Source organism: Limnochorda pilosa (genome assembly GCF_001544015.1).
GTDB lineage: Bacteria > Bacillota > Limnochordia > Limnochordales > Limnochordaceae > Limnochorda > Limnochorda pilosa.
This window is the reverse complement of the sequence record NZ_AP014924.1, coordinates 1,827,701-1,850,265: the sequence shown is the minus strand read 5'-3', so window position 1 is coordinate 1,850,265 and position 22,565 is coordinate 1,827,701. Positions and strand designations below refer to the sequence as shown.

Annotated in this window: 22 protein-coding genes; all 22 read right to left on the bottom strand. The window is 73.2% G+C overall.

Going from position 1 to position 22,565, the window contains the following annotated elements:
* Positions 1 to 37: 37 nt before the first annotated feature.
* The 22 genes from LIP_RS08140 to mutS all read right to left on the bottom strand — a co-directional run bounded on the left by LIP_RS08140 (position 38) and on the right by mutS (position 22,509).
* Complete coding sequence (locus LIP_RS08140) at positions 38 to 703, bottom strand: MgtC/SapB family protein (RefSeq protein ID WP_198409780.1); 666 nt, start codon at positions 701 to 703, stop codon at positions 38 to 40.
* Positions 704 to 784: 81 nt separating this feature from the next.
* Positions 785 to 1,447, bottom strand: coding sequence for an RNA polymerase sporulation sigma factor SigH (sigH, locus tag LIP_RS08135; protein ID WP_082726037.1), 663 nt, complete (start codon positions 1,445 to 1,447; stop codon positions 785 to 787).
* 185 nt (positions 1,448 to 1,632) lie between these two features.
* A complete protein-coding gene (gene speD, locus LIP_RS08130) occupies positions 1,633 to 2,034 on the bottom strand; it encodes an adenosylmethionine decarboxylase (RefSeq protein ID WP_068136664.1) in 402 nt (133 codons plus the stop codon).
* Between the two features lie 163 nt (positions 2,035 to 2,197).
* A complete protein-coding gene (locus LIP_RS08125; protein ID WP_082726036.1) occupies positions 2,198 to 3,484 on the bottom strand; it encodes a methionine gamma-lyase family protein in 1,287 nt (428 codons plus the stop codon).
* 36 nt (positions 3,485 to 3,520) lie between these two features.
* Positions 3,521 to 3,763 (bottom strand): hypothetical protein, encoded by a 243-nt coding sequence (locus LIP_RS08120; protein WP_198409779.1) that lies wholly within the window; start codon positions 3,761 to 3,763, stop codon positions 3,521 to 3,523.
* Positions 3,760 to 4,695 carry a tryptophan synthase subunit alpha gene (gene trpA / locus LIP_RS08115; protein WP_082726035.1) on the bottom strand — a complete coding sequence of 312 codons (936 nt, stop codon included), beginning with the start codon at positions 4,693 to 4,695 and terminating at the stop codon, positions 3,760 to 3,762. The genes LIP_RS08120 and trpA overlap by 4 nt, the downstream gene beginning before the upstream one ends.
* Positions 4,692 to 5,978 (bottom strand): tryptophan synthase subunit beta, encoded by a 1,287-nt coding sequence (gene trpB / locus LIP_RS08110; protein ID WP_082726034.1) that lies wholly within the window; start codon positions 5,976 to 5,978, stop codon positions 4,692 to 4,694. Before trpB ends, trpA begins: the two co-directional genes overlap by 4 nt.
* Positions 5,944 to 6,603 (bottom strand): phosphoribosylanthranilate isomerase, encoded by a 660-nt coding sequence (locus tag LIP_RS08105; protein WP_082726608.1) that lies wholly within the window; start codon positions 6,601 to 6,603, stop codon positions 5,944 to 5,946. Before LIP_RS08105 ends, trpB begins: the two co-directional genes overlap by 35 nt.
* The gene (gene trpC / locus LIP_RS08100; RefSeq protein WP_068136655.1) at positions 6,566 to 7,387 is read right to left on the bottom strand and encodes an indole-3-glycerol phosphate synthase TrpC; all 822 of its coding nucleotides are present in this window, start codon (positions 7,385 to 7,387) and stop codon (positions 6,566 to 6,568) included. Before trpC ends, LIP_RS08105 begins: the two co-directional genes overlap by 38 nt.
* Positions 7,384 to 8,418 carry an anthranilate phosphoribosyltransferase gene (trpD, locus tag LIP_RS08095; protein ID WP_068136652.1) on the bottom strand — a complete coding sequence of 345 codons (1,035 nt, stop codon included), beginning with the start codon at positions 8,416 to 8,418 and terminating at the stop codon, positions 7,384 to 7,386. Before trpD ends, trpC begins: the two co-directional genes overlap by 4 nt.
* Positions 8,415 to 9,068, bottom strand: a complete 654-nt coding sequence (locus tag LIP_RS08090; protein WP_068136650.1) for an anthranilate synthase component II — start codon at positions 9,066 to 9,068, stop codon at positions 8,415 to 8,417. Before LIP_RS08090 ends, trpD begins: the two co-directional genes overlap by 4 nt.
* Positions 9,065 to 10,645 (bottom strand): anthranilate synthase component I family protein, encoded by a 1,581-nt coding sequence (locus LIP_RS08085; RefSeq protein ID WP_198409778.1) that lies wholly within the window; start codon positions 10,643 to 10,645, stop codon positions 9,065 to 9,067. Before LIP_RS08085 ends, LIP_RS08090 begins: the two co-directional genes overlap by 4 nt.
* 279 nt (positions 10,646 to 10,924) lie before the next feature.
* A complete protein-coding gene (locus tag LIP_RS08080; RefSeq protein ID WP_068136644.1) occupies positions 10,925 to 12,094 on the bottom strand; it encodes an LL-diaminopimelate aminotransferase in 1,170 nt (389 codons plus the stop codon).
* A 42-nt stretch (positions 12,095 to 12,136) separates the two neighbouring features.
* Complete coding sequence (gene dapF, locus LIP_RS08075; RefSeq protein WP_068141761.1) at positions 12,137 to 13,063, bottom strand: diaminopimelate epimerase; 927 nt, start codon at positions 13,061 to 13,063, stop codon at positions 12,137 to 12,139.
* A gap of 280 nt (positions 13,064 to 13,343) precedes the next feature.
* Positions 13,344 to 14,051, bottom strand: coding sequence for a hypothetical protein (locus LIP_RS20015; protein WP_068136642.1), 708 nt, complete (start codon positions 14,049 to 14,051; stop codon positions 13,344 to 13,346).
* The gene (locus LIP_RS08065) at positions 14,032 to 14,628 is read right to left on the bottom strand and encodes a GTPase (protein WP_068136639.1); all 597 of its coding nucleotides are present in this window, start codon (positions 14,626 to 14,628) and stop codon (positions 14,032 to 14,034) included. Before LIP_RS08065 ends, LIP_RS20015 begins: the two co-directional genes overlap by 20 nt.
* On the bottom strand, positions 14,625 to 15,623 hold the full coding sequence (locus tag LIP_RS08060) for an AAA family ATPase (protein ID WP_068136637.1): 999 nt from the start codon (positions 15,621 to 15,623) through the stop codon (positions 14,625 to 14,627). Before LIP_RS08060 ends, LIP_RS08065 begins: the two co-directional genes overlap by 4 nt.
* 102 nt (positions 15,624 to 15,725) lie before the next feature.
* Entirely contained in the window at positions 15,726 to 16,199 is a 474-nt protein-coding gene (locus tag LIP_RS08055) for an HIT family protein (protein WP_068136635.1), read from the bottom strand.
* Positions 16,180 to 17,196, bottom strand: coding sequence for a tRNA (adenosine(37)-N6)-dimethylallyltransferase MiaA (gene miaA / locus LIP_RS08050; protein WP_068136632.1), 1,017 nt, complete (start codon positions 17,194 to 17,196; stop codon positions 16,180 to 16,182). The genes LIP_RS08055 and miaA overlap by 20 nt, the downstream gene beginning before the upstream one ends.
* The gene (locus LIP_RS08045; RefSeq protein WP_158509600.1) at positions 17,193 to 17,984 is read right to left on the bottom strand and encodes a class I SAM-dependent methyltransferase; all 792 of its coding nucleotides are present in this window, start codon (positions 17,982 to 17,984) and stop codon (positions 17,193 to 17,195) included. Before LIP_RS08045 ends, miaA begins: the two co-directional genes overlap by 4 nt.
* Positions 17,985 to 18,046: 62 nt before the next feature.
* Positions 18,047 to 19,873: a DNA mismatch repair endonuclease MutL gene (mutL, locus tag LIP_RS08040; RefSeq protein WP_068136628.1), complete on the bottom strand. Its 1,827-nt coding sequence runs from the start codon at positions 19,871 to 19,873 to the stop codon at positions 18,047 to 18,049.
* Positions 19,870 to 22,509 (bottom strand): DNA mismatch repair protein MutS, encoded by a 2,640-nt coding sequence (gene mutS, locus LIP_RS08035; protein WP_068136626.1) that lies wholly within the window; start codon positions 22,507 to 22,509, stop codon positions 19,870 to 19,872. The genes mutL and mutS overlap by 4 nt, the downstream gene beginning before the upstream one ends.
* Between the last annotated feature and the right edge of the window lie 56 nt (positions 22,510 to 22,565).

The following is a 22,565-nucleotide window of genomic DNA, read 5'->3' as shown; positions in this document are numbered from 1 at the left end:
AGCGTTGTTGCCTGCCTCGATCGCTCTTCCGCCCCCCTCAGCTGCGGAACTCGGTGCGCTCCACGCCCTCCAGGCGCTGCAGCTCTTCCAGGAGCTCGAGGCGGGGCACCCGGCCGTGGTTGTGTACCGTGAGGATGAGCCGCGCGTGCTGGTCATCCTCCTGCTCGATCTCGACGCCCCGGATGTTCAGGCCGTGCCGGGCCATCACCCCGCTCACCGCCGCCAGGCGGCCGGGGCTGTCGAGGATCCGGACCGCCACCACCGCGTGATCGGTACGGATGAACCGGAACTCCAGTCGGTTGAGCCAGAAGAGGGCGATCACCACCAGGGCCGTGGTGAGCAGCGCGCCCAGGTAGTATCCGGACCCCACCGCGAGGCCGATGCCGGCCACGACCCAGAGGCTCGCCGCGGTGGTGAGCCCCCGCACGTTGGCTCCCTCGCGCAGGATCGTACCCGCCCCCAGGAAGCCGATGCCGCTCACCACCTGGGCCGCAATGCGGGTGGGGTCCACCGAGAAGCCCAGGCCCCGGAACCGCTCGAAGGGATAGACGGAGACCAGCATGACCAGGGCCGACCCCAGGGCCACCAGCAGGTGGGTGCGGAAGCCGGCCGGGCGGCCGTGGCTCTCCCGCTCGAGTCCCACCAGCCCACCCAGGACGGCGGCCAGACCCAACCTCACCATGAGCTCCCACTCCGCGAGCACGGTACGCGAACCCCCTCTCCCCCGCCGGGTCGGGGTGCGGATCCACCCGAGGTCCAGGCGCCGGGCGCCCGGCCGCCCTGGTTAGAACTGCGCCTCGATCTTGTGCTTGATGCGGCAGAGGGCGTTGTCGATGGACTTGGTGTGCGTGTCGAGCCTCTCCGCCATCTCCTTATACGATAGTCCGTTGATGTAGAGGCGGAAGACCCGGTACTCGAAATCGCTGAGGGCTTCCTTGATGTGGCGTTGGGTGTAGTCGAGCCTCTCCCGGTCGATGATGAGGGTTTCGGGGTTGTCGGCCCGCTCGCTGGTGAGCACCTCCATCAGCGTCCGGTCGCCCTCGAGGTCGTAGATGGGCTTGTGCAACGAGGTGTACGAGTTGAGGGGGATGTGCTTCTGGCGGGTGGTGCCCTTGATGGCCGAGATGATGTTGCGGGTGATGCAGAGCTTCGCAAAGCTCCAGAAGGAAGAGGATCCCGGAGAGAAATCCCGGATCGCCTTGAAGAGGCCGATCATCCCCTCTTGGAGGAGGTCGTCGTCCTCGGCGCCCTGGAGGAAGTAGGGGCGTGTCCAGATATAGACCAGTTTTTCGTACTTCCGCAGGAGGTACTCGGTGGCCAGGTCCTCTCCCTGCTGAGCTCGTGCCACCACGTCCTCGTCGCTCATCCCCGTGTAGTCGGGTTTCGACGGGCGGGTCTCGCTCGGGTGACTCGCCGGTGGCTCCAGCGGTACGGAGGACCTGCTCATGGTCCACTATCACTCCTCGAAGCCCCTGGGAGGTCGCAGAAGGTCACAAGCCATGGGATTCGAGGTCAGCCAGCAAATTCCTGCTCCAGGCAAGGTCGCAAGGTCGACCCGGCGCACGCGAAAGCGTCCGGAACCCGCTCTTCCGGGCCCGGACGCGTCAGCCCGCGCTCGACGCCGCTGTGCGTCTAGAGGGTCTCATACACTCGTTGACTCGCCTCCTCCTGGGCCGGATTCTGGCGGATGATCCCACGCCGGACTTCGTTCGCCGTGGTCGTCTGCGCCTCGAATCGATCCACGATGTAGTTGCAGGCGTCCCACGGGTTCACATCCTCCCCGCAGGTGAAGACGTCGATCGCCGCATACCCGAGCTCGGGCCAGGTGTGGATGGCCAGGTGGGACTCGGAGATGACCACCACGCCGCTGACGCCCTGGGGCGAGAAGCGGTGGAAGGCCACCTCGCGTACTTCGGCTCCCGCCACGACCGCTGCTTCCACCATGATGCGCTGGACTGCGTCCAGGTCGTTGAGGACCTGGACGTCACACCCGTACGCCTCGCACAGGATGTGGCGCCCCAACGCCTGCTCCATCCAGTTCGTTGCCCCCCTCCGGACGGTGTACAATCACCTAGCATTGTAACAGAGGCACGCGCCAAGTCAAGCAATGCAGAGGTATTCGGGGGAAAACCCATGGATCCCCGGCGCCCATGACGGGCCACGGCGTACCATCCTGGCTCATGCCGATCCAGGCCGATCAATGCCGCTCCGTTGTCCCCACGTGCGCTGGCCGCCCCAGACGGTCCGAGACAGCCCGCCAGCGCTCCGCGGGCAGCATACCCCCAAGGGTGAGCTCGAACAAGGCCCGTTCCAGCCCGAGCGCCACATGCCCCAAGGAAAGTCCTCCCTGAACATAGACCGCATAGGGCGGCCGCATGGGGGCATCGGCGCTCAACTCGATGGACGAACCTTGAACGAAGGTGCCGGCTGCCATGACCACGGGATCCCGATACCCCGGGAGGTGTGCAGCCTCGGGGCGGGCCATGGCGTCCACGGGTGACGCTGCCTGGATGCCCCGGCAGAAGGCGAGGACCGCCGCGGGGTCCCCCAGGGTCACCTCCTGGACCAGCTCGTGCCGTGGCTCGTCCCACCGGGGTGCGACCGGAAACCCCAGGGCCTCCATCACCGCCGCGACGAGGACGGCGCCCTGGAGCGCCTCCGCCACCACGTGAGGTGCAAGGAAGAGCCCCTGGAAGTAGGGGCGGAGCAGGCCCAGGGTCGGTCCCACCTCCAGGCCGATCCCCGGGGCCGTGACCCGGGCGGCCACCTGCTCCACCGCCGCCGCCGGGCCCACGACGTAGCCCCCGCTGGGGGCGAGGCCGCCGCCCGGGTTCTTGATGAGCGAACCGGCCGCCAGGTCGAAACCGACCTGGGTGGGCTCCACCTCTTCGACAAACTCGCCGTAGCAGTTGTCCACGGCCAGGAGGAGCTGCGGCGCCTCCGCCTTCAACCGCTCGGCCAAGCGGCCGAGCTCGCCCACACCGTGCGAGGAGCCTCCCTCGTACCCGCGGGAGCGCTGCACCAGGAGCAACCGGGCGGTGGGACCTGCTTCCCGCAGGACCGCGTCCGCATCCACCACGCCGCGGGGCCCGGGGGGCACCACCCGCGCCTCCACGCCCCACTCGGCCAGGCAGCCGGCCGCTGGGCCCCAGATGACCCGCTGAAGCGTTTCGTAGGGGAGCCCCGCCGCCAGCAGAAGCCGGTCACCCGGGCGCAGGAGGCCGAAGAGGAGGGCGGCCAGCGCGTGGGTGCCCGAGGCGAGCTGGGGCCGTACCACGGCCGCCTCCGTGGAGAAGAGGGCAGCGTACGCCGCCTCGAGCTTCTCCCGCCCGGGATCGCCGTAGCCGTAGCCCGTGCTTCCGGCCAGGTCGGCTTCGGTGACGCCGGCCGCGTGCAACGCGTCCAGCACCCGCCGCTGGTGGGCGCGCTCACGGCCGCGGATCGCCCGGAAGACGGGCTCCAGGAACGCGAGGGCCTCCTCGATGAGGCGGGCCGGGTCGGTTTTACGGTCAGGCGTAGCTTACTCCTCCCCCTGCAAGCTCTCGCGACGAACGGCTGAGTGGGCGCTCACCCGCTTGCCGGGCAAGCTCTCGAGGGTGCTCTCCCGCAAGGGCTTCTCGGAGAAGACCGTGAGCCGCCAACGACCTTCACCCAGCGGCAGCATCTCCAGCTCGCCGCTCACCTCGTGGCGCTTCTGGAGCCGCTTCACCACCTGCTCCATCTCGGCCCGGCTCTCGAACTCCAGGGCAAACGACACGATCACACCCACTCCCTCCCGCCTGGGGGTTCAAGGGCCGCCCCTGAGACTCCTGCTGGCGGTCCCGTCACGGACCTCTCCGGATGGGGCTCGCCCGCATGCTGTGGCGGTCGCTCCGGGAGCTGGGGGTCTTCTTCGGGTATGAGGGCCTCCCGGAAGGAGCGGGCGAAGGTTTCGGCCAGGGCCCCCGGAGGCCGGTCCCCTGCCTCGCTCAACCGCCGGGCAAGGGCGCTCCCCACGATGACGCCGTCGCAGTGGCGGGCGGCCGCCCGGGCATCCTCCGGCCGGCCGATGCCGAAGCCGGCCGCGATGGGAAGGGGGCTCACGCTGCGAAGCCGCCGTGCGAGGGGGGCCAGCTCTTCCGAGAGCCCCTGCCGCTCGCCCGTGACGCCCGTCACTGAGACCGCGTAGAGGAACCCCTGGGAGGCCGCAGCCACCCGCGCGAGGCGGGATTCGGAGCTGACGGGGCTCACCAGGCCCACGTAGGCCAGCCCCGCCGCCTGGAGGGCTGCGAGAAGCCCGCCCGCCTCGTCGGGCGGCCAGTCGGGCAGGATGACACCGTCCGCCCCTGCCTCGGCCGCCTCCCGCGCGAAGCGCTCGCCGCCCCGGGCGCTCACGGTGTTCGCGTAGACCAGGAGGACCAGGGGCACGTCGGGGGCTTGGTCCCGCACCCGGGCCACCAGGTCCAGCGCCGTAGCCACCGTGGTGCCAGCGGCCAGGGCCTGCTGGGCTGCGGCCTGGAGGACGGGCCCGTCCGCCAGGGGATCGGAGAAGGGGATCCCCAGCTCCAGGAGGTCCGCCCCGCCCGCCAGCAGCCCGTTGATCACCTCCAGCGAAGCGGCCGGCCGGGGGTACCCCAGGGTCAGGTAGGGCATGAAGGCGGCCCGGCCAGCCGCCCGTGCCTGCTCGAAGCGACGCTCGATCCGCTCGCGGCTCATCCTTCCTCCCCCTCGCCCCGGGTCGGTCCCTGCAGGCGGGCCACCTCAGCCACGTCCTTGTCACCCCGTCCGGACAGGTTGACCAGCACCACGGCGTTGGGCCCCAGCGCCGCCGCGAGCCGGGTGGCGTAGGCGACCGCGTGGGCGCTCTCCAGGGCGGGAACGATCCCCTCCAGACGGGCCAGCCTGTGGAAGGCCGCGAGGGCTTCCTGGTCGTCCGCGGAGACATACCGGGCGCGACCCGCCTCCTTCAGGAGCGCGTGCTCGGGGCCGACACCCGGGTAGTCGAGGCCCGCCGAGATGGAGTACGCCTCGTGCACCTGGCCGTCCCCGTCCTGCAGCAGGTAGCTCCGGCTCCCGTGGAGCACCCCGGGCCGGCCGGCGCCGAGGCTGGCCGCGTGCTCCCCACTAGCGATCCCTCTCCCCGCTGCCTCCACCCCCACCAGCTCCACGCCCGGATCCTCCAGGAAGCCGCTGAAGATGCCGATCGCGTTGGAACCACCGCCCACGCAGGCCACCACCGCGTCGGGCAGCCGCCCGGCGGCCTCCAGGACCTGGCGCCGGGCTTCCACCCCGATGATCGCCTGGAAGCGCTGCACCATCCAAGGATAAGGATGGGGTCCCACCACGGATCCGATACAGTAGTGCGTGTCCCGCACCCGGGCCACCCAGTCGCGAATGGCCTCGTTCACCGCCTCTTTCAGGGTGGCCGAACCGCCCCTGACGGGCACCACCCTCGCTCCCAGGAGCTCCATGCGGAAGACGTTCAGCGCCTGGCGGGCCATGTCCCGCTCGCCCATGAAGACCTCGCACTCCAGGCCCAGAAGCGCCGCCGCGGTGGCGGTGGCTACCCCGTGCTGGCCCGCACCCGTCTCGGCGATGAGGCGCCGCTTCCCCATCCGCCGGGCGAGAAGGGCCTGGCCGACCGCGTTGTTGATCTTGTGGGCGCCCGTGTGGTTCAGGTCCTCCCGCTTGAGGAAGATCCGGGCGCCGCGCGAGGCCTGGCCGAGTCGGCGGGCCTCGGTGAGGGGGGTGGGGCGCCCCACGTACTCGCGCAGCAGCCCCGCCAGCTCTTCCTGGAACGCCCGGTCCGCCAGGGCGGCGCGGAAGGCTTCCTCCAGCTCTTCCAGGGCCGGCATGAGCGTCTCCGGAACGAATCGCCCCCCGAAAGGACCGTAGTGTCCCCCGGCATCGGGGGCTTCCCCCGTCCGAAGCGCCCGGCGTACCTCGTGCGCGAGGTCCTCCAGGTCATCCGCCACCGGCACGTCCAGCTCGCTGGGCATCGATCTCCGCCACCCTCTCCATGAAGGCTCGCATCCTGCCGGGATCCTTGAGGCCCGGCGCCTTCTCGATTCCGCTGGAAACGTCGACCCCCTCGGGCTCCAAGGCCTCCGCCGCTGCGGTCACGTTCTCGGGCGTCAGCCCACCGGCCAGAAGCATGGGCCTGGGAAACGCCGTGCCCACCATCCGCGCGGCCAGGGCGGCCCAGTCCCGCGCCACCCCTGTGCCTCCCATCCCGCCCGCCTCGGGCTCCACCAGCCAGAGGTCGGGCCGCGGCCCCTGGCACCAGGGGTCCCCACCCGGCACGGCGCCGGGCCGGACGAGCCCGATCACCTGCAGGCCCGCCCGCTGGAGGCGGGTGACCTCCTCCGGCCGCCACGGGCGGTGGAGCTGCACCGCGTCCAGGCCTACCCGGTCCGCGATCCACAGGATCGCCTCCACCTCCTGCCGGGCAAAGACCCCCACCCGTACAAGTCCTTCGGCCTCGCGGCTCAGCGACGCCGCCTCCCTCACCGACAGGTGGCGGGGACTGGGCGGGTGGAAGACGAAGCCGCACGCCCAGGCCCCAAGCTCGGCTGCCAGGCGGACCTCACCCGCCCGCTTGAGCCCGCAGAGCTTCACCCGCATCCTTCCCCACCTCCCGGAACGCGGCCAGGAGGCTCTCGGGCTCCCCGCTGCGGGAGAGGGCCTCGCCCACCAGAACGGCCCGGGCGCCCGCCCGCACCATGGCCGCCACGTCGGCGGGGGTCCGGAGGCCGCTCTCGGCCACGGCCAGGCACGGGGCCGGGACCTGGGGCAGCAAGCGCGCGCCTGCCTCCAGCGAGGTTTCCAGTCGGTCCAGGTCGCGGTTGTTCACCCCGAGGAGCCGGGCCCCCGCCGCGAGCGCCCGGCCGAGTTCCTCTTCCCGGTGGACCTCCACCAGCGCCTCCATCCCCAGGCGGCGGGTCACGGCGAGAAGCTCGCCCAGGGCGGCATCGGAGAGGAGCGCCACGATCACGAGCACCGCGTCGGCCCCGGCCGCCCGGGCCTGGACGAGCTGGTAGGGTTCCAGATGGAAGTCCTTGCGAAGCACGGGCAGCGTCGTGGCGGCGCGCACCGCCCGGAGCCGGGCCAGGCTCCCCCGGAAATGCCGGCGGTCCGTCAACACCGAGAGCGCGGCCGCACCGGCCCTCTGGTAGCGCCGGGCCAGGGCTGCGGGGTCTGCCTGGCGGCGGATCCAGCCCGTCGAAGGGGACGCCTGCTTCAGCTCGGCGATGACCGCCGGGACGCCCGCCGCCCGCAGGGCGCCCTCGAGCGAACGGGGGGCGGGCGACCGCCGGGCGAGCGCCTCCATGCGGCCCATGGGAAGCCTCGCCTGCCATCGGACCACCTCCTGCGCCTTCTCCCGCCGGATCTGCTCCAGGAAGCTCATGCCACCGCCTCCGGGGGGGCGCCCGTGAACCGCCGGAGGGCCTCCAGGCGCTCCCAGGCCGCCCCGGAGTCGATCGCGCCCGCCGCCTGGCCCACCCCGTCCCGCAGGCTGGCGGCCCGGCCGGCCACCACCAGGGCGGCCGCGGCGTTGAGGAGCACCACGTCCCGGACGGCTTCGTCGTCGCGGCTTCCCTCCAGCACCCGGCGGATCCGCCGGGCGTTCTCCTGGGGGCTGCCGCCCCGGACGGCCGCGGGAGGGTGCCGCGTGAGACCTGCATCCTCGGGCTCCAGGGTGTGGGCGTGGACGGCGCCCTCCCGCAGGTGGGCCACCCGGGTGGGCCCCGAGATGCTGAGCTCGTCGGTGCCGTCCAGGCCGTGGACCACCATCGCCTCCCGGCAGCCGAGGCGGGCCAGCACCCGGGCGACCGGCTCGACCCATGCCCCATCGAAGACGCCCATCACCTGGCGATCCGCTCCAGCCGGGTTGGCCAGGGGGCCCAGCAGGTTGAAGAGGGTCCGGATGCCCAGGGCCTTGCGGGTGGGGGCGGCGAAGCGCATGCCGGGGTGGTAGCGGGGGGCGAAGAGGAAGCCGATCCCCACCTCCTCGATGCAGCGGCGGGCCTCCTCGGGCTCCAGGTCCACCCGCACCCCCAGCGCTTCCAGGACGTCGGCGCTGCCCGACGGGCTGGAGACGCCCCGGTTCCCGTGCTTGGCCACCTTCACCCCCGCGCCCGCGGCCACCAGCGCGGCCGCGGTGGAGATGTTGATGGTCCCCGCCCCGTCGCCTCCGGTTCCGCAGGTGTCCACCAGAGGCTCCACCTTGGGCTGGATGCGCACCGCCTTCTCCCGCATGGCCCGGGCGGAGCCCGTGATCACCTCCACCGTCTCGCCCCGCAGCCGGAGCGCCGTGAGGTACCCTGCCACCTGGGCTTCCTGGGCGCCGCCCGTCATGATCTCCTCCATCACCTGGGCCGCCTCGTCCTCGGCCAGCCGCTCGCCGGCCACCAGACGGCCGATGGCCTCCCGGATCATCGCGCGTTCACCCTCTCTTCCGTGACCTGATGCGCCTCCTCCACCCCGGCGCCCGAGACGCTCCCCCTGCGGTGCCGGGTCTCCCCCACGTCCTCCAGGAAGTTGCGGAGCAGCCGCCTTCCCTGGCGGGTCAGGATCGACTCGGGGTGGAACTGGACCCCCTCCACCGGGTGCACCCGGTGCCGGAGGCCCATGATCAGCCCGTCCTCGGTCCAGGCCGTCACCTCCAGGGAGTCCGGCAACCCCTCGGGGCTCACCACCAGCGAGTGGTAGCGCCCCGCCTCCAGCGGATCGGGCAGGCCCCGGTAGAGACCCCCGCCGCGGTGGCGGATCCGGGAACCCTTGCCGTGCACGAGAGCCGCCGCCCGGACCACCTGCGCCCCGTAGGCCGCGCCGATCACCTGGTGGCCCAGGCAGACGCCGAGGATGGGCGTGGATGGGCCCAGGCGCGCCACCGTCTCCAGGGAGACACCGGCGTCCCCAGGCCCACCGGGGCCGGGCGAGAGGATGATCGCCGCCGGCCCCATGGCCTCCGCCTGGGCGGCCGTGATCCGGTCGTTCCGGACCACCGCCAGATCGGCCCCCATGCCTCCCAGGAGCTGCACCAGGTTGTAGGTGAAGGAGTCGTAGTTGTCGATGACCAGGATCATCCGAGCTCGCCTCCCCTTTCGGCCCGTGCCACCGCCTCGAAGAGGGCGCGGGCCTTGTTCACCGACTCCTGGTACTCCCGGGCCGGGTCCGAGTCGGCCACGATCCCCGCCCCTGCCTGCACCGTCGCCTGGCCCCGCCGCACATGGAGGGTGCGGATGGTGATGCAGCTGTCCATGTTCCCGGCAAAGTCCAGGTACCCCACGGCGCCGGCGTACGCGCCCCGCGGCTCGGGCTCCAGACCGTCGATGATCTGCATGGCCCGCACCTTGGGGGCGCCGCTGACGGTACCCGCCGGGAAGGTCGCCCGGAGCAGGTCCAGCGCGTCCAGGCCGGGGCGCATCCGGGCGGAGAGGTACGAGACCAGGTGCATCACGTGCGAGAAGCGCTCCACCGTCATGAGCCGGTCCACCCGCACGCTGCCGAAACGGGCCACCCGGCCCAGGTCGTTCCGCCCCAGGTCCACCAGCATCGCGTGCTCGGCCCGCTCCTTCGCGTCCGCCCGCAGCTCCCGTTCGAACCTCAGGTCTTCGGCCTCGGTTCCGCCCCGGGGCCGGGTCCCGGCGATGGGGCGGAGCTCGGCCCGCTCGCCCTGCAGGCGGGCCATCATCTCGGGCGAGGAACCGCAGAGGCTCTCCTCCCCCATCCGCAGGTAGAAGAGGTAGGGTGACGGGTTCAGGTGGCGGAGCACCCGGTAGACGGCCAGGGGCGGGACGCCGACGGGGCGCCGGAAAGCCTGGCTCAGGACGATCTGGAAGGCCTCGCCGGCTGCGATGGCCTCCTTGGCTTGCCGCACCGCCTCCTCGAAGGCCCCCCGGGAGACGTTGGGCCGCCAGCCGTCCGGGAGGCCCGAAGCCACGGGAGCATGGCCGCCCGGTCGGACCGGCGCCGCGGCGGCCCGCGGGGAGGCGCCGGAATGCGGGGGCTCCCCCGCCGCCGCGGCCGGAACCTGCCCCCTGGCCTGGGCGAAGAGCTCCTCCAGCGCGTCGACCCCGTCGCGGTACCGGGCGTTGGGATCCTCCCCGGGGCGCAGGTGGAGGTGGACCACGCCCTGCAGGGTGTGGCGGAGGTGGTCGAAGGCGAGGAGCCGGTCGACCACCAGCAACCGCAGCTCGGGGAGGTCGCTCTCCCGCCGGGCCCCAACCGGCTCCCAGCGGCGCACCAGGTCGTAGGCGAAACGGCCCACGAGGCCCCCCGCGAAGGGGGGCAGCCCCGGCACGGGCGCCGGCGAGAAGCGCCGGAGCCAGGCGCGCACGCCGTCCAGGGGGTCCCCTTCGTGCAGGATCTCCTCGCCGTCCTCCCGGCAGAGGAAGAGCCCGGGCCCCCGGGCCTCGAGCCAGGCCTCGCCGCCCGCTCCCAGGAAGGAGTGGCGGCCCACCCGCTCGTTCCCCTCGGCACTTTCCAGGAGGAAGGTGCGCGGGTGCTCCCCCAGGTGAAGAAGGGTGGAGACAGGGGTCTCGGTGTCGGCCAGCTCCATCCGGCAGAGGGGGATCAGGTTGTGCCGCAGCGCCAGGCTGCGGAAGGTGGAACGGTCGGGCCAGACCGCGGGCAGCACGCCCGCGCGGGGTGGGTGGGACACGTCGCGGCGCTCCCTTCGCGCCGGAGACCAGAGGAAGGGCCAACCTGCAGCCCGGATGAGACCACGGAAAAGGGGACGTGCGGGTCCGTCGGCCTCGGCTCTGGCTCTGCTCGGCTACACTAGGCTCTGCTCTCGCCGGCCCGATCGCCGCACCCCGGTGGGGCGCCGGCGGTTTCGAGCTCCGGCCGGGGTTGGGTCCCCGGCCTCCCCCGCGGCTCTTCGCGAGGGACGGCGTTGGTGGGTTCCTTTCTACGGGGGCGGCCGGATTCCTGCCCGCGATCAGCGGAACCGGATCCCCGCCCGGGCCCAGCGATCGAAGGCCTCGTCGATCCGCCCGGCCTCCAGGCAGAGGGAGAGGCGCACGTTCCCCTCCGCGGCGGGGCCGTACCCCGAGCCCGGCGTCACCACCACCCCCGTCTCTTCCAGCACCCGCTCGGCGAAAGCGGCCGAGGAGACACCGGGTGGCGTCGGGATCCAGAGGTAGAAGGTGGCCTTGGGCGGTTCCACGGGCCAGCCCAGCTCCCGCAGGCGGCGGCAGGCCAGGTCCCGCCGATCCTGGTAGACGGCACGCACCGGCTCGGCCAGCTCCTCCCACCGGTCCAGGGCCTCGGCCCCCGCCTCCTGGACGGCCAGGAAGGCGCCCGAGTCCAGGTTGCTCTTGAGCTGGGCCAGGGCTTCCACCGCCTGGGGAGCGCCGCACGCCCATCCCAGGCGCCAGCCGGTCATGTTGAAGGTCTTGGAGAGGGAGTGGATCTCGAGCGCCACGTCGCGGGCGCCCTCCACCTGCAGGATGCTGGGCGCCCGGTAGCCGTCGAAGGCCACCTCGCTGTACGCGGCGTCGTGGGCAACCAGGAAGTCGTACCGGCGTGCCAGGGCCACCGCCTCCGCGAAGAAGGCCGGGGATGCGGTGGCGCCGGTGGGGTTGTTGGGGTAGTTGAGCCAGAGGAGACGGGTGCGGGCCAGCACCTCCTGGGGGACCGAGGTCAGGTCGGGAAGGTAGCCCCGCTCCGCGTGCAGCGGCAGGGGGTAGGGTTCGCCGCCGGCCAGGATGGCGCCCGCGGCATAGACGGGATAGCCCGGTTCGGGCACCAGGACCACGCTGCCGGGATCCACCAGGGCCAGGGGGAGGTGGGCCACCCCCTCCTTGGAGCCGATGAGGGCCAGAACCTCCCGGTCCGGGTCGAGCCCGACGCCGAAGCGGCGCTCCATGAAGCGGGCGGCCGCCTGCCGGAGGCGGGCCGAACCCTCGTAGGGGGGATACCGGTGGAAGGCAGGCTCGGTGGCCGCCTCCTGCAGGCGCCGTACCACAGGCTCGGGGGTGGGCCGGTCCGGGTCGCCGATCCCGAAGCTGATCACGTCCACGCCCCGCTTCCGGGCCTCGGCCACCTTCCGGTCCAGCCGCGCGAACAGGTAGGGGGGAAGCTGCTTCAACCGCTCCGCCTGGTGCACCGCATGCGCCTCCGGTTCACCCCCACGCGTGTGGGGATAGGATCATGGACGAAGCAAGCCTCGCCGCCGGAGCCACTCGACGTCGAGCCGGCCCTGGCAGACCTCCTCGACGGGTCCCTCCAGCCAGACCACGTCGGAGTCGTCCCAACGCACGTTCAAGATGCCCCCGGGGAGGTGCACCGCCACCTCGCGCCCGGCCCGGCCCGTCAGGTGCGCGGCCACCGCCGCAGCGCACGCGCCCGTTCCGCAGGCCTGGGTTTCGCCGCTCCCCCGCTCCCATACCCGCATCTGCAGGGTGGCCGCATCCCGGACCGCCACGAACTCCACGTTGGTCCGGTTGGGAAAGGCCGGGTGGTGCTCGAGGCGCGGGCCCCATTCCTGAACCGGGGCCTTCGCCAGGTCGTCGACGAAGAGCACGGCGTGGGGGTTGCCCATGGAGACGGGCGTCACCACCGCCTCCTCGCCCTCGAGGCGGACCTCCAGAACGGGCGCCCGGCCGTCCCCCAGCCGGGCCGGGATGCGCGCCGGCTCCAGGATCGGGCGGCCCATCTGCACCCGGGCCCTCTGCACACGGCCATCCTCGGGAAAGAGCTCCAGCGCGAGGATGCCCGCGAGCGTCTCCACCCGCACGTGGCGGCTCCGAACCAGGCCCCGGTCGTAAAGGACCTTGCCCACGCCCCGGATGCCGTTCCCGCACATCTCGCCCTCGGAGCCGTCAGCGTTGAAGATCCGCATGCGGGCGTCGGCCACCTGCGAGGGGAGGATGAGGATGAGCCCGTCGGAGCCGATGCCCGTGCCCCGGTCGCTCACGGCCCGGGCCAGATGGGCCCAGTCGAGGGCGCCGGGTGGCACCGGGCGTTCGCCTCCGGACCCCTGCCCCCCTTCCCCGCGAGCAGATGGGCCCCCATCGCCCAGGAGGTTCAGGTAGACGTAGCTGTTTCCCAGGCCGTGCAGCTTGGCGAACTCCATGCTCCCCGCCTCCGATGTCCCTAGCATTCGCTCCCGGCAGGCCGCCTCCTCCCCAGGGCGGAGCGACCCCGGGGTGGACGGCGCCCGACTGCCCGCCGGGGCCGTCGAGGCCGGGCGGGTGCCGCACAGGAGGCAGTGCCCGGCGCTCAGGCTCTCCCTCCGGACCTCCAGGGCGCCCGCCGCCTGCCCCAGGCGGTAGCCGGCGCGGGCGCCGATCCGCTCGCCCCACCAGAGGCCCAGGGCCAGGCTCAGGACGACGATGCCCCCGGCCATCCAAGGTTCACCCACGAGCATGCGCCCGCACCCCTCCCTTGAAGGCGAGCTCCAGGGCGGCGGCCGCCACCAGCCCCGCCGCGGTGAGGCCCGGCGCGAGCCCGGCGGCCAGGAGGGCGAGACCCATGGCGAGGAGGGCCGGCGCAGGGCTGCGCGCCACCGGGGCCGATTCTCCGCCTTCCCGGCCCGCGGCCCGGGGGGCCTTCCCTCCCTGACCCGCCCGGAAGGCCCCGCGGTCCAGCCAGCGGTCCGCGGCCTGGAGCGCTCCCATCAGGAGCAGGGACCACGCCGCCGCCGCCGGCACCAGGAGGAAGAGCGCGAGAAGAGCGCCCGCGGCCTCAGCCCAGGCCGGCATCCTGGTGGGCAGCCGCTCCAGGAGGCCGCCGGCCATGCCCACGCCGTACGCGGCCAGCACCGTCGCCGGGGCGAGCCGGGGCAGCACCAGGGCGGCAAGGGCCAGGGCCGCCGCGGCGTAGGCGGCCGTGGCGGGGCCCAGCCTCTCCGCCAGGTTGGGCACCCCCGCCTCCCGGTCCTCCCCCTGGTCGAGGGCGTCGTCCAGCAGGCGGATGGCGAGCCCCGCCAGGAAGAGTCCTGCCGCAGCCTGGAGCCAGCCCAGGACCGATCCCGTGCCGAGGTCGAGGGGCCCCCACGGCCACGCCGCCGGCGGCCAGAAGCCGGGCGAGCCTGCCAGGCGGCTAGAGATGGCGCCGGACATGGCGCTTCACCTCCCCGAACCCCAACCCCGTCCGGGCCGAGAGGGGCACCACCGGGGCGCCTGCGAAGCGGCGGCGAACCTCCCCCAGACCCTCGGTCGCGCCGTCCAGATCCATCTTGTTGGCCAGGATCAGGTACGCTCCCCGGGTGCGCCCGAATCGGAAGAGCTGGGCGTCCACCTCCCCCGCCGCCTCCACCGCGCCCGGTGAGAGAATCCTCGAGGCGTCCACCATGTGCAGGATCACCCCGGCCTGGCGCAGGAGCCCCAGCGTCTCGGCCTGGGCCTCACGCACCGCCTGCGAGGCGGGGATCTCGTCGGTGAGCCCGCCCGTGTCCACCAGGTCGAAACGACGGCTCCCCTTGCGTGCCCGGATCTCCAGGGCCAGCCGCTGGACGGCCAGAGTCTGGTGGGGCTGGTCGCTCACCAGCTCCCGGGCGGCCATCTCCTCCGAGGCCCAGGTGCGCTCCTCGCCGGCCCGGGCCAAACGGACGACCCGGGCGCCCAGGAAGAACGCGAAGCGGAGGCTGAAGAGGGTCTTGCCCACGTTCGGCTTACCCAGCACCAGGCAGCTCGTCACGCCGGGCCGCCCTCCAGGAAGTCCTCGGCGCTCAGGAGCATCAGATCGTCGCGGGAGGTCCGTTCCTGCCGGACGAGCCGCACCGCCTGCCGGCGGATCGCTGCCTCGAGCAGGTTCCGCACCTCGCGGGCGTTTCCGAAGGTGGGCCCCCGCAGGAGCCTCCGTTCCCCCAGCATCCGGGCGAGCCTGCGCTGAACCGAGGGCGAAAGGCGATACTGGCGTTGGGCGGCCATGGAACGGGCGATCTGGAGCAGCTCCTCGCCGGTGTAGTCGGGGAAGTCCATGTGGATGGGGAAGCGGGAGCGGAGGCCCGGGTTCATCTGCAGGAAGAGCTCCATCTCCACCCGGTAGCCCGCCAGGATCAGGACGAACTGGTCCCGGTGGTCCTCCATGGCCTTCACCAGGGTGTCGACCGCCTCCTTGCCGAAGTCCTTCTCCCCTCCCCGGGCCAGGGCGTAGGCCTCGTCGACGAAGAGCACCCCGCCCATGGCCTTCTTCACCTGCTCCCGGGTCTTCTGAGCGGTGTGGCCGATGTACTCCCCCACCAGGTCCGCCCGCTCCACCTCCACCAGATGGCCCTGGGGGAGCACGCCCAGGCCCTTGAAAAGGCGCCCGAGGATGCGGGCCACGGTGGTCTTCCCCGTTCCGGGGTTGCCCTTGAAGACCATGTGGAAGACCAGGGGCTCCACCCGCAGGCCGTGTGCGGCCCGCCGGCGCTGGATCTCCACCAGGGCCGTGATCTCCCGCACCAGCGAGCCCACCTCGCGCAGCCCGATGAGCTGGTCCAGCTCGTGCAGGGAGGCCTCCACCAGCGAGGGATCGCCGCTGGCGTCGTCACCGCCCCGATCGTCGCCCCTGCCGGGTGCCGCCCGGGGCGAGGGGCGCTCGGGCGCCGTCTGGTTCCAGGAGGCCAGCACCTGGTGGGAGGCCACCTCGCCCCGGGCGAGGCGCGCCAGCAACTCCTCCCAGGGATCGGGGAGGCCGGACGGGGCCACACGGACACCTCCGCGCGTCGGGTCTCGGATGGTCTATCCTATGCGGCCGGCAGGACGGAAAGCCTGCCCCTCTGTGGTCCGTCCCGAAGGGTCGGGGGTCGGTCAACGGAAGCGGCTGGGGGGCAGGTTCCGGGCGGCGGCTCGGATACGGGCGGCGTCCTCCTCCAGCTCGGCGCGGGTGGGGGCCGGGCTCATCCGGTGCCAGCCCAGGCGGGGCCCCCCACCCTCCAGGCTGCGGGGGATCACGTGGATGTGGAGGTGGAAGACCACCTGGCCGGCGGCCCGCCCGTTGGACTGGACCACGTTGATGCCGTCGGGGTGGTGGCTCTCCCGTAGGGCCAGGGCCAGCCGGCGGGTCACCACGAAGAGGTGCGCCGCCAGGGGGTCCGGCAGGGCGAACAGGTCCGCCGCGTGCAGTCGGGGCACCACCAGCAGGTGGCCCCGAGAGAGGGGCTGGATGTCCATGAAGGCCACGGCCCGATCGTCTTCGTAGGCCACGCTCGCCTGGGCCTCGCCGCGGACGATGCGGCAGAAGATGCAGGACGCCTCATGGGCGTCAGGCGTCTCGGAAGCCATCCGCTTCGCCTCCAGATCGGTGGTGGTGAGCCGCGAGGCCGAGCCGGTCGCGTGCCAGCCCCGCGAGGGCGGCGGCCGCGGCCCGGGGGTCCGGGAAGCGCTCCAGGTCCAGCCAGACGATCTCAGGGTCGCGCCGGAACCAGGTGAGCTGCCGCTTGGCGTAGCGCCGAGTGGCCCGCTTGAGGCGCTCGGTCGCCTCGGCCAGGTTCTCCCGTCCCTCCAGGTACGGGAAGAGCTCCTTGTAGCCCAGGGCCTGAAGAGCGGTCTTCGCCCCCGAGGCCCCTGCTCCTGTCTCCCGCCCCAGCTCCAGGAGCCGCCGAGCCTCGTCCACCAGGCCCCGGGCCAGCTGCTCCTCCACCCGGGCGTCGATGCGGGCGTAGAGGCGGGTGCGCGGGCGGGTCAGGCCCACCTTGAGCGTCCGGTACGCCGGAGGCGCTTCCCGGCGGGAGGACTCCTGTATCTGGGAGATGGGCCGGCCCGTCCGCTCGTACACCTCCAGGGCCCGCACCACCCGGCGCACGTCGCCGGGGGCCAGGCGGGCCGCGGCCTCGGGGTCCACCCGGGCCAGGCGGCGATGGAGGGCCTGGGGTCCCTGCTCCGCCGCCTCGCGGGCCAGCCGCTCCCGGAGCTCCAGGTCTTCCCCCGCGTCGGGGAAGAGGAGCGGCTCCAGGACCGCCTGCACGTACAGCCCCGTGCCCCCGCTCAGGATGGGCAGCCGGCCCCGGGCGTGGATGGCGGCGATGGCCTCCCGGGCCAGGACCTGGTAGCGGGCCGCGGTGAAGCGCTCACCGGGCTCGGCCACGTCGATGAGGTGGTGCGGCACGCACCGCCGCTCCTCGGGCGAGGGTTTGGCCGTGCCCACGTCCAGTCCCCGGTAGACCTGCATCGAGTCGGCCGAGACCACCTCGCCCCCCACCATGGGTGCGAGCTCGAGCACCACCGCTGTCTTTCCCACCGCGGTGGGGCCCACCACCACCAGGAGCGGGCGGGCGGTCACGCCTCCCACACCCCGTACGCGACGCGGCCGGACCGGCGGCCCTCTACCCGGTGGGCACCGAGCTCGCCGAAGACGGGGCTCCCCTTCCGCTCCTTCAGCACCACCCGCCGGCGGGCCACCCTCCGGGCGAGGGCGATCACCTCCGGGGAGACGGGGCGGGGGTCCGCCAGCAGCCGCCAGGGCGCCATGGCCGACGACTGCGCCACCGGTTCCCTGAACATGGGGTCGAAGTAGACCACGTCGAAGCTCGCCTGGGGGGTGGCGGCCAGGAAGGCAGCGTGGTCCGCGTGGACGACCTGGACCCGGCGCATGGACTCCTCCACGGGCCGGGTGGGCCCCGGGTAGCGTGCCATGCCCCAGCGCACCAGGACCGCGAGCTCCCGGACGGACTCGAGACCCACCACCCGCCCCTCGGGGCCCACGCTGAAGGCGGAGACGATGGCGTCGGAGCCCATGCCCAGCGTGGCGTCCAGCACCGTCATCCCCGGCCGGAGGTCCATGGCGGCCACCATGGGGTCCGTCCCCCCTTGCAGCAAGGCCTTGACCCGCTGCACCGAGGTGCTGGGGTGGAAAAAGAGCCGCTCGGGGCGAAGCTCCTCCCGCCCAGCCGGGCGGCCCACCCAGAGGACCAGGTTCTCCCGGTTCACCACCAGCACCGCTTCGAGGGCGCCCGTGGCGATCCACCGCTCGATGGAGCGGGCCCGGGGTTCGAACGGAACCCCCAGGGCGGCGGCGAGCTCCCGGGCCGTCGCCTCGTCCTCGGGCCTTGCCTGCCGGGAGGTGGTCACACAGCTCCGCCAGCTCGTCCTTCGGGTGCCCTCTGGGCGCGGCGGTCCTGCTGCAGGCATGGTCAGCGTCGTCGGCCGAACCTCCTCTCCAGGTCGCTCCAGGGGTGCGAAAGGGTGGTGGGGCGCCCGTGCGGGCAGGTGAAGGGCGCCTCCGTCTCCGCCAGCTCCTCCAGGAGCCGCTGCATCTGCTCCGGCCCCAGCCGGTCCCCCGCCTTCACCGCCGCCTTGCACGCCAGCACCGCCAGGGCCCGCTCGGGCCGGCGGCGACCCTCCTCGCGCCAGAGATCCAGCAGCTCCTCCACCGCCGCTTCCAGGAGGCCGCCCGTGCCCAGCCCCGAGAGCTCCGCGGGCATGCCCATCACCCGCAGGCTGTGGGACCCGAACCGCTCGACCTCGAATCCCAGACGGGCCAGCTCCTCCCGGCCCTCCCAGAGCAGGTCGAAGCGCTCCGGGCTCAGCTCCAGCTCCAGGGGCACCAGGAGCCCCTGCACCGCCGGGGCGGCCTCCCGGGCGCGGCGGAGGCGGTCGAAGAGCACCCGCTCGTGGGCGGCGTGCTGGTCCACGAGCCAGAGGCCGTCCGCCCCCTCGGCCACCACGTAGGTCCGGCCCAGCTGGGCCAGGGCCCGGCAGGCCCGCAGGGCCTCGCGGAAGCGCTCGGTTTCGTCTGCGGGTCCCTCATCCGCCGCGGGCGCCCGCTCCCCGCGTTCGATCGCCGGCTCCGGCCGGCTGACGTCCGGGGGCGGGGCGAGGGAGGCACCTGCCGGGCTCAAGCGGGCTTGGTCCCGGACCTCTCCCGCGAAGGGCGTTCCCGTCACGTAGGATCCCCCGATCCCGGACCCGGTGCGGCCCCCCCGGCTCGCGGGACCGGCGGGGACGGTGAGCCGACGCCCGAGCCCCGCACCCAGGAGGCGCTCGCCCACCGCCCGGACGACGGCGGCGAAGAGCTCCCGTTCCCGCCGCAGGCGCACCTCGGCCTTGGCCGGGTGGACGTTGACGTCCACCTCGGCCGGGTCCAGGGTCAGGTGGAGCACGAAGGAGGGGTGCTGGCGGGTCATCAGCAGCCCCTGGTAGCCCCGCTCCACCGCGGCGGCAAGCGTGGGCGACCGCACCCAGCGGCGGTTGATGAAGAGGTGCTGCCCGCCCCGGTCCATCCGGGCGGTCTCGGGCGGTCCCAGGAAGCCCGAGAGGGCCACCCCTTCCCCTTCCCGGGCCAGGGCGAGGAACCGGCGCGCCGTCTCCCGGCCGAAGACGGCGGCCAGGGCCTCACCCGGCTCGCCGTCGCCCGGGGTCCGCAGCGCCTCCCGTCCCTCGCTCCAGAGCTCGAAGGCCACCTCGGGGTAGGCCAGGGCCATCTGGGTCACCACCTCGGCCGCGTGGCGCCGCTCGGTGGCACTGGCCTTCAGGAAGCGGAGGCGGGCGGGGGTGTTGAAGAAGAGGTCCCGCACCTCCACGTCGGTCCCCTCGGGACCGCCGGCGGCCTGGACCCCCACCAGCCGGCCGCCTTCGAAACGGATGACGGCCCCTTCGGGGGCGCGCGGGGTACGCGAGCGGAAGCTCACGCGGGCGACGGCCGCGATGCTGGGGAGCGCCTCGCCCCGGAACCCCAGGCTGCGGATGGCCAGCAGGTCCGCGGGGCCGGTGAGCTTGCTGGTGGCGTGCCGTTCGAAGGCCAAAGGCAGCTCCTCGGGCGGGACGCCGTGACCGTCGTCCAGCACCCGGATCCGCTCCTTCCCGCCGTCCGCGAGCTCCACCCGGATCCGGCGGGCGCCGGCGTCGAGGGCGTTCTCCACCAGCTCCTTCACCACCGAGGCGGGGCGCTCCACCACCTCGCCCGCGGCGATGCGGTTCACCAGCGCATCGTCCAGCCGGCGGATGGGCGCGGGCGTCACGGCTTCCGCCCCCTGAGCGCCAGCCGCTTCAGCCGGTCCAGCTCCTGGAGGGCCTCCAGCGGGGTCATGGCCTCCACCTGGAGCTCCTCCAGCCGGCGGAGGGCGGCCAGGGCGTGCTCGTCCAGCTCGGCTGCCCCGCCCTGGCCGGCGGCCGCCTCGAAGAAGCCCAGCTGCTCCACCCGGGTGTCGGGGGCGTGGCTGGAGAGGTGCCGCAAGAGCTGCCGGGCCCGGTGGACGATCTCGGGCGGCAGGCCCGCCATACGGGCTACGTTGACGCCGTAGCTGCGGTCGGTGCCGCCCGGGCGCACCTGGCGCAGGAAGATGACGTTGCCCCGCTCTTCCCGCACCTCCACGTGCAGGTTGCGTGCGGCCGGAAGGCGGCCCTCCAGGTGGGTGAGCTCGTGGTAGTGGGTGGACATGAGCGTCCGGCACCGGATGTGGTCGTGCAGGTACTCGGCGAAGGCCTGGGCCAGCGCCAGCCCATCGTAGGTGCTGGTGCCCCGGCCCAGCTCGTCCACCACCACCAGGCTCTGCTCGGTGGCCAGCCGGGCGATGCGGGCCGCCTCGGTCATCTCCACCATGAAGGTGGATCGCCCGCCCGCCAGATCGTCGGACGCGCCCACCCGGGTGAAGATGCGATCCACCACCCCGATCTCCGCCGACCGGGCCGGGACGAAGCTGCCCATTTGGGCCATGAGGACGATGAGCGCCACCTGGCGAAGGTACGTGGATTTGCCGGCCATGTTGGGGCCGGTGATGATCAGGAGACGCCGGCCCGCGTCCAGCTCGCAATCGTTGGGCACGAAGGGCTCCTGGTCCGGCGTCGCCTCCACCACCGGGTGGCGCCCGGCCTCGATCCAGATGCGACCGCCGCCGGTGATGCGGGGCCGCACGTACCCCCGCTGCCGGGCCGCGCCGGCCAGCGCGCCCACCACGTCCAGCCAAGCCACCCGGCGGGCAGCCGCCTGGACGGCGGCCACCTCCTGCGCCACATGCTCCCTGAGCTCGGTGAAGAGCCGGTACTCCAGCTCCACCAGTCGCTCCTCGGCCCCCAGGACCTGGCTCTCCTGCTCCTTCAGCTCGGGCGTGACGAAGCGCTCGGCGCCGCTCAGGGTCTGCCGGCGCCGGTAGTCGGGTGGCACCTGGGCCAGGTTCGCCCGGGTGACCTCGATGTAGTAGCCGAAGACCTTGTTGAAGCCAACCTTGAGGGACTTGATCCCGGTCCGTTCCCGCTCGCGCTGCTCCAGGTCCTGGATGAAGCGGCGCCCGCCCGCCTTCAGCTCCCGCAGGCGGTCCACCTCGGCGGAGAAGCCGGGCCGGATCAACCCTCCCTCCCGCACCGTGACGGGCGGATCGTCCACCAGCTCCGCCTGGATCGCCTCCCGCAGCGCCTCGAGCCGGTCGCCCGGGCCTGGACCGGGCGCGCCGGAGGCCGCGGCAGGCGGCGGCCCGGGGAGGTGTGCAGCCAGGTCCCAGATGCGGGGCAGACGCTCCAGGGAACGGGCCAGGCCCACCAGGTCCCGCCCGTTGGCGGTTCCGTACGCGATCCGGCCGGCCAGCCGCTCCAGGTCCTGCACGCCGTCGAGCTGGGCGCGCAGGTCGTGGAGCAGGTCGGGCGCCTCCACCAACGCCTCCACCGCGGCCAGCCGGGCCTCGATGGCCTGGGGATCCCGCAGCGGCTCCAGCAGCCACTGGCGGAGGAGCCGGCCTCCCATGGCGGTCACGGTGCCGTCCAGAACCTCCAGGAGCGTGCCCCGCCGGCCGCCGTCCCGCAGGTTGTGGACCAGTTCGAGGGAGCGCCGGCTCTCCCGGTCCAGGATCAACCCCGCCCCGACCTGATACGTGACGAGCCCCGTCACGTGGGAGAGCTCCACCTTCTGGGTCTCCTGCGCGTACTGGAGCGCGGCCCCGGCGGCCGCCACCGCGGCGGGCCGGTCCTCGCAGCCGAAGGCGTCCAGCGATGGGATGCCGAAGTGCTCCAGCAGCCGGCGCCGGGCGGGCTCCGGCCGGAAGGCCCGCTCCTCCAGCACCGAGAGGACCCCCGGCCGGCCGTCGAAGAGGACCGCCAGAGCCGGGTGTCCCTCCAGGGAGGGGTGGATCAGGCACTCGGCGGGCTCCAGGCGGGCCAGCTCCTCCAGGAGCGCGGCCTCGGCCCCCTCCCCCTCCAACTCGGTGGTGCGGAAGTCGCCGGTGGAGACGTCCAGGCTGGCCAGCCCGAAGCGGGCGGCCCGCCCGCGGCCCTCCCGGTGGATCGCCGTCAGGAAGTGGCTTTCCTTCCGGCCCAGGGAGCCTTCCACCAGGGTGCCGGGGGTAACCACCCGGGTGACCTCCCGCCGCATGACGCCCCGGGCCTCGCCGTCGCCCTCGATCTGGTCGCAGACGGCCACCCGGTGGCCCGCCTCCACCAGCTTCTGGAGGTACCCCTCCAGGGCGTGGTAGGGTACGCCGCACATGGGGATCCGCTCGCCCTCTCCCTTCTCCCGGGAGGTGAGCACGATCTCCAGGACGCTTGAGGCCACCTCGGCGTCCTCGCCGAACATCTCGTAAAAGTCGCCCAGGCGGAACATGAGGATGCAACCGGGGTAGGCGGCCTTGATCGCCTCGTACTGGCGGAAGAGCGGCGTTGCTGCGGCCACGGGTGCGACCCTCCCGGTGGTGATGGGCGCGGCAGCCTCGGACGCGCGGGCCTGCC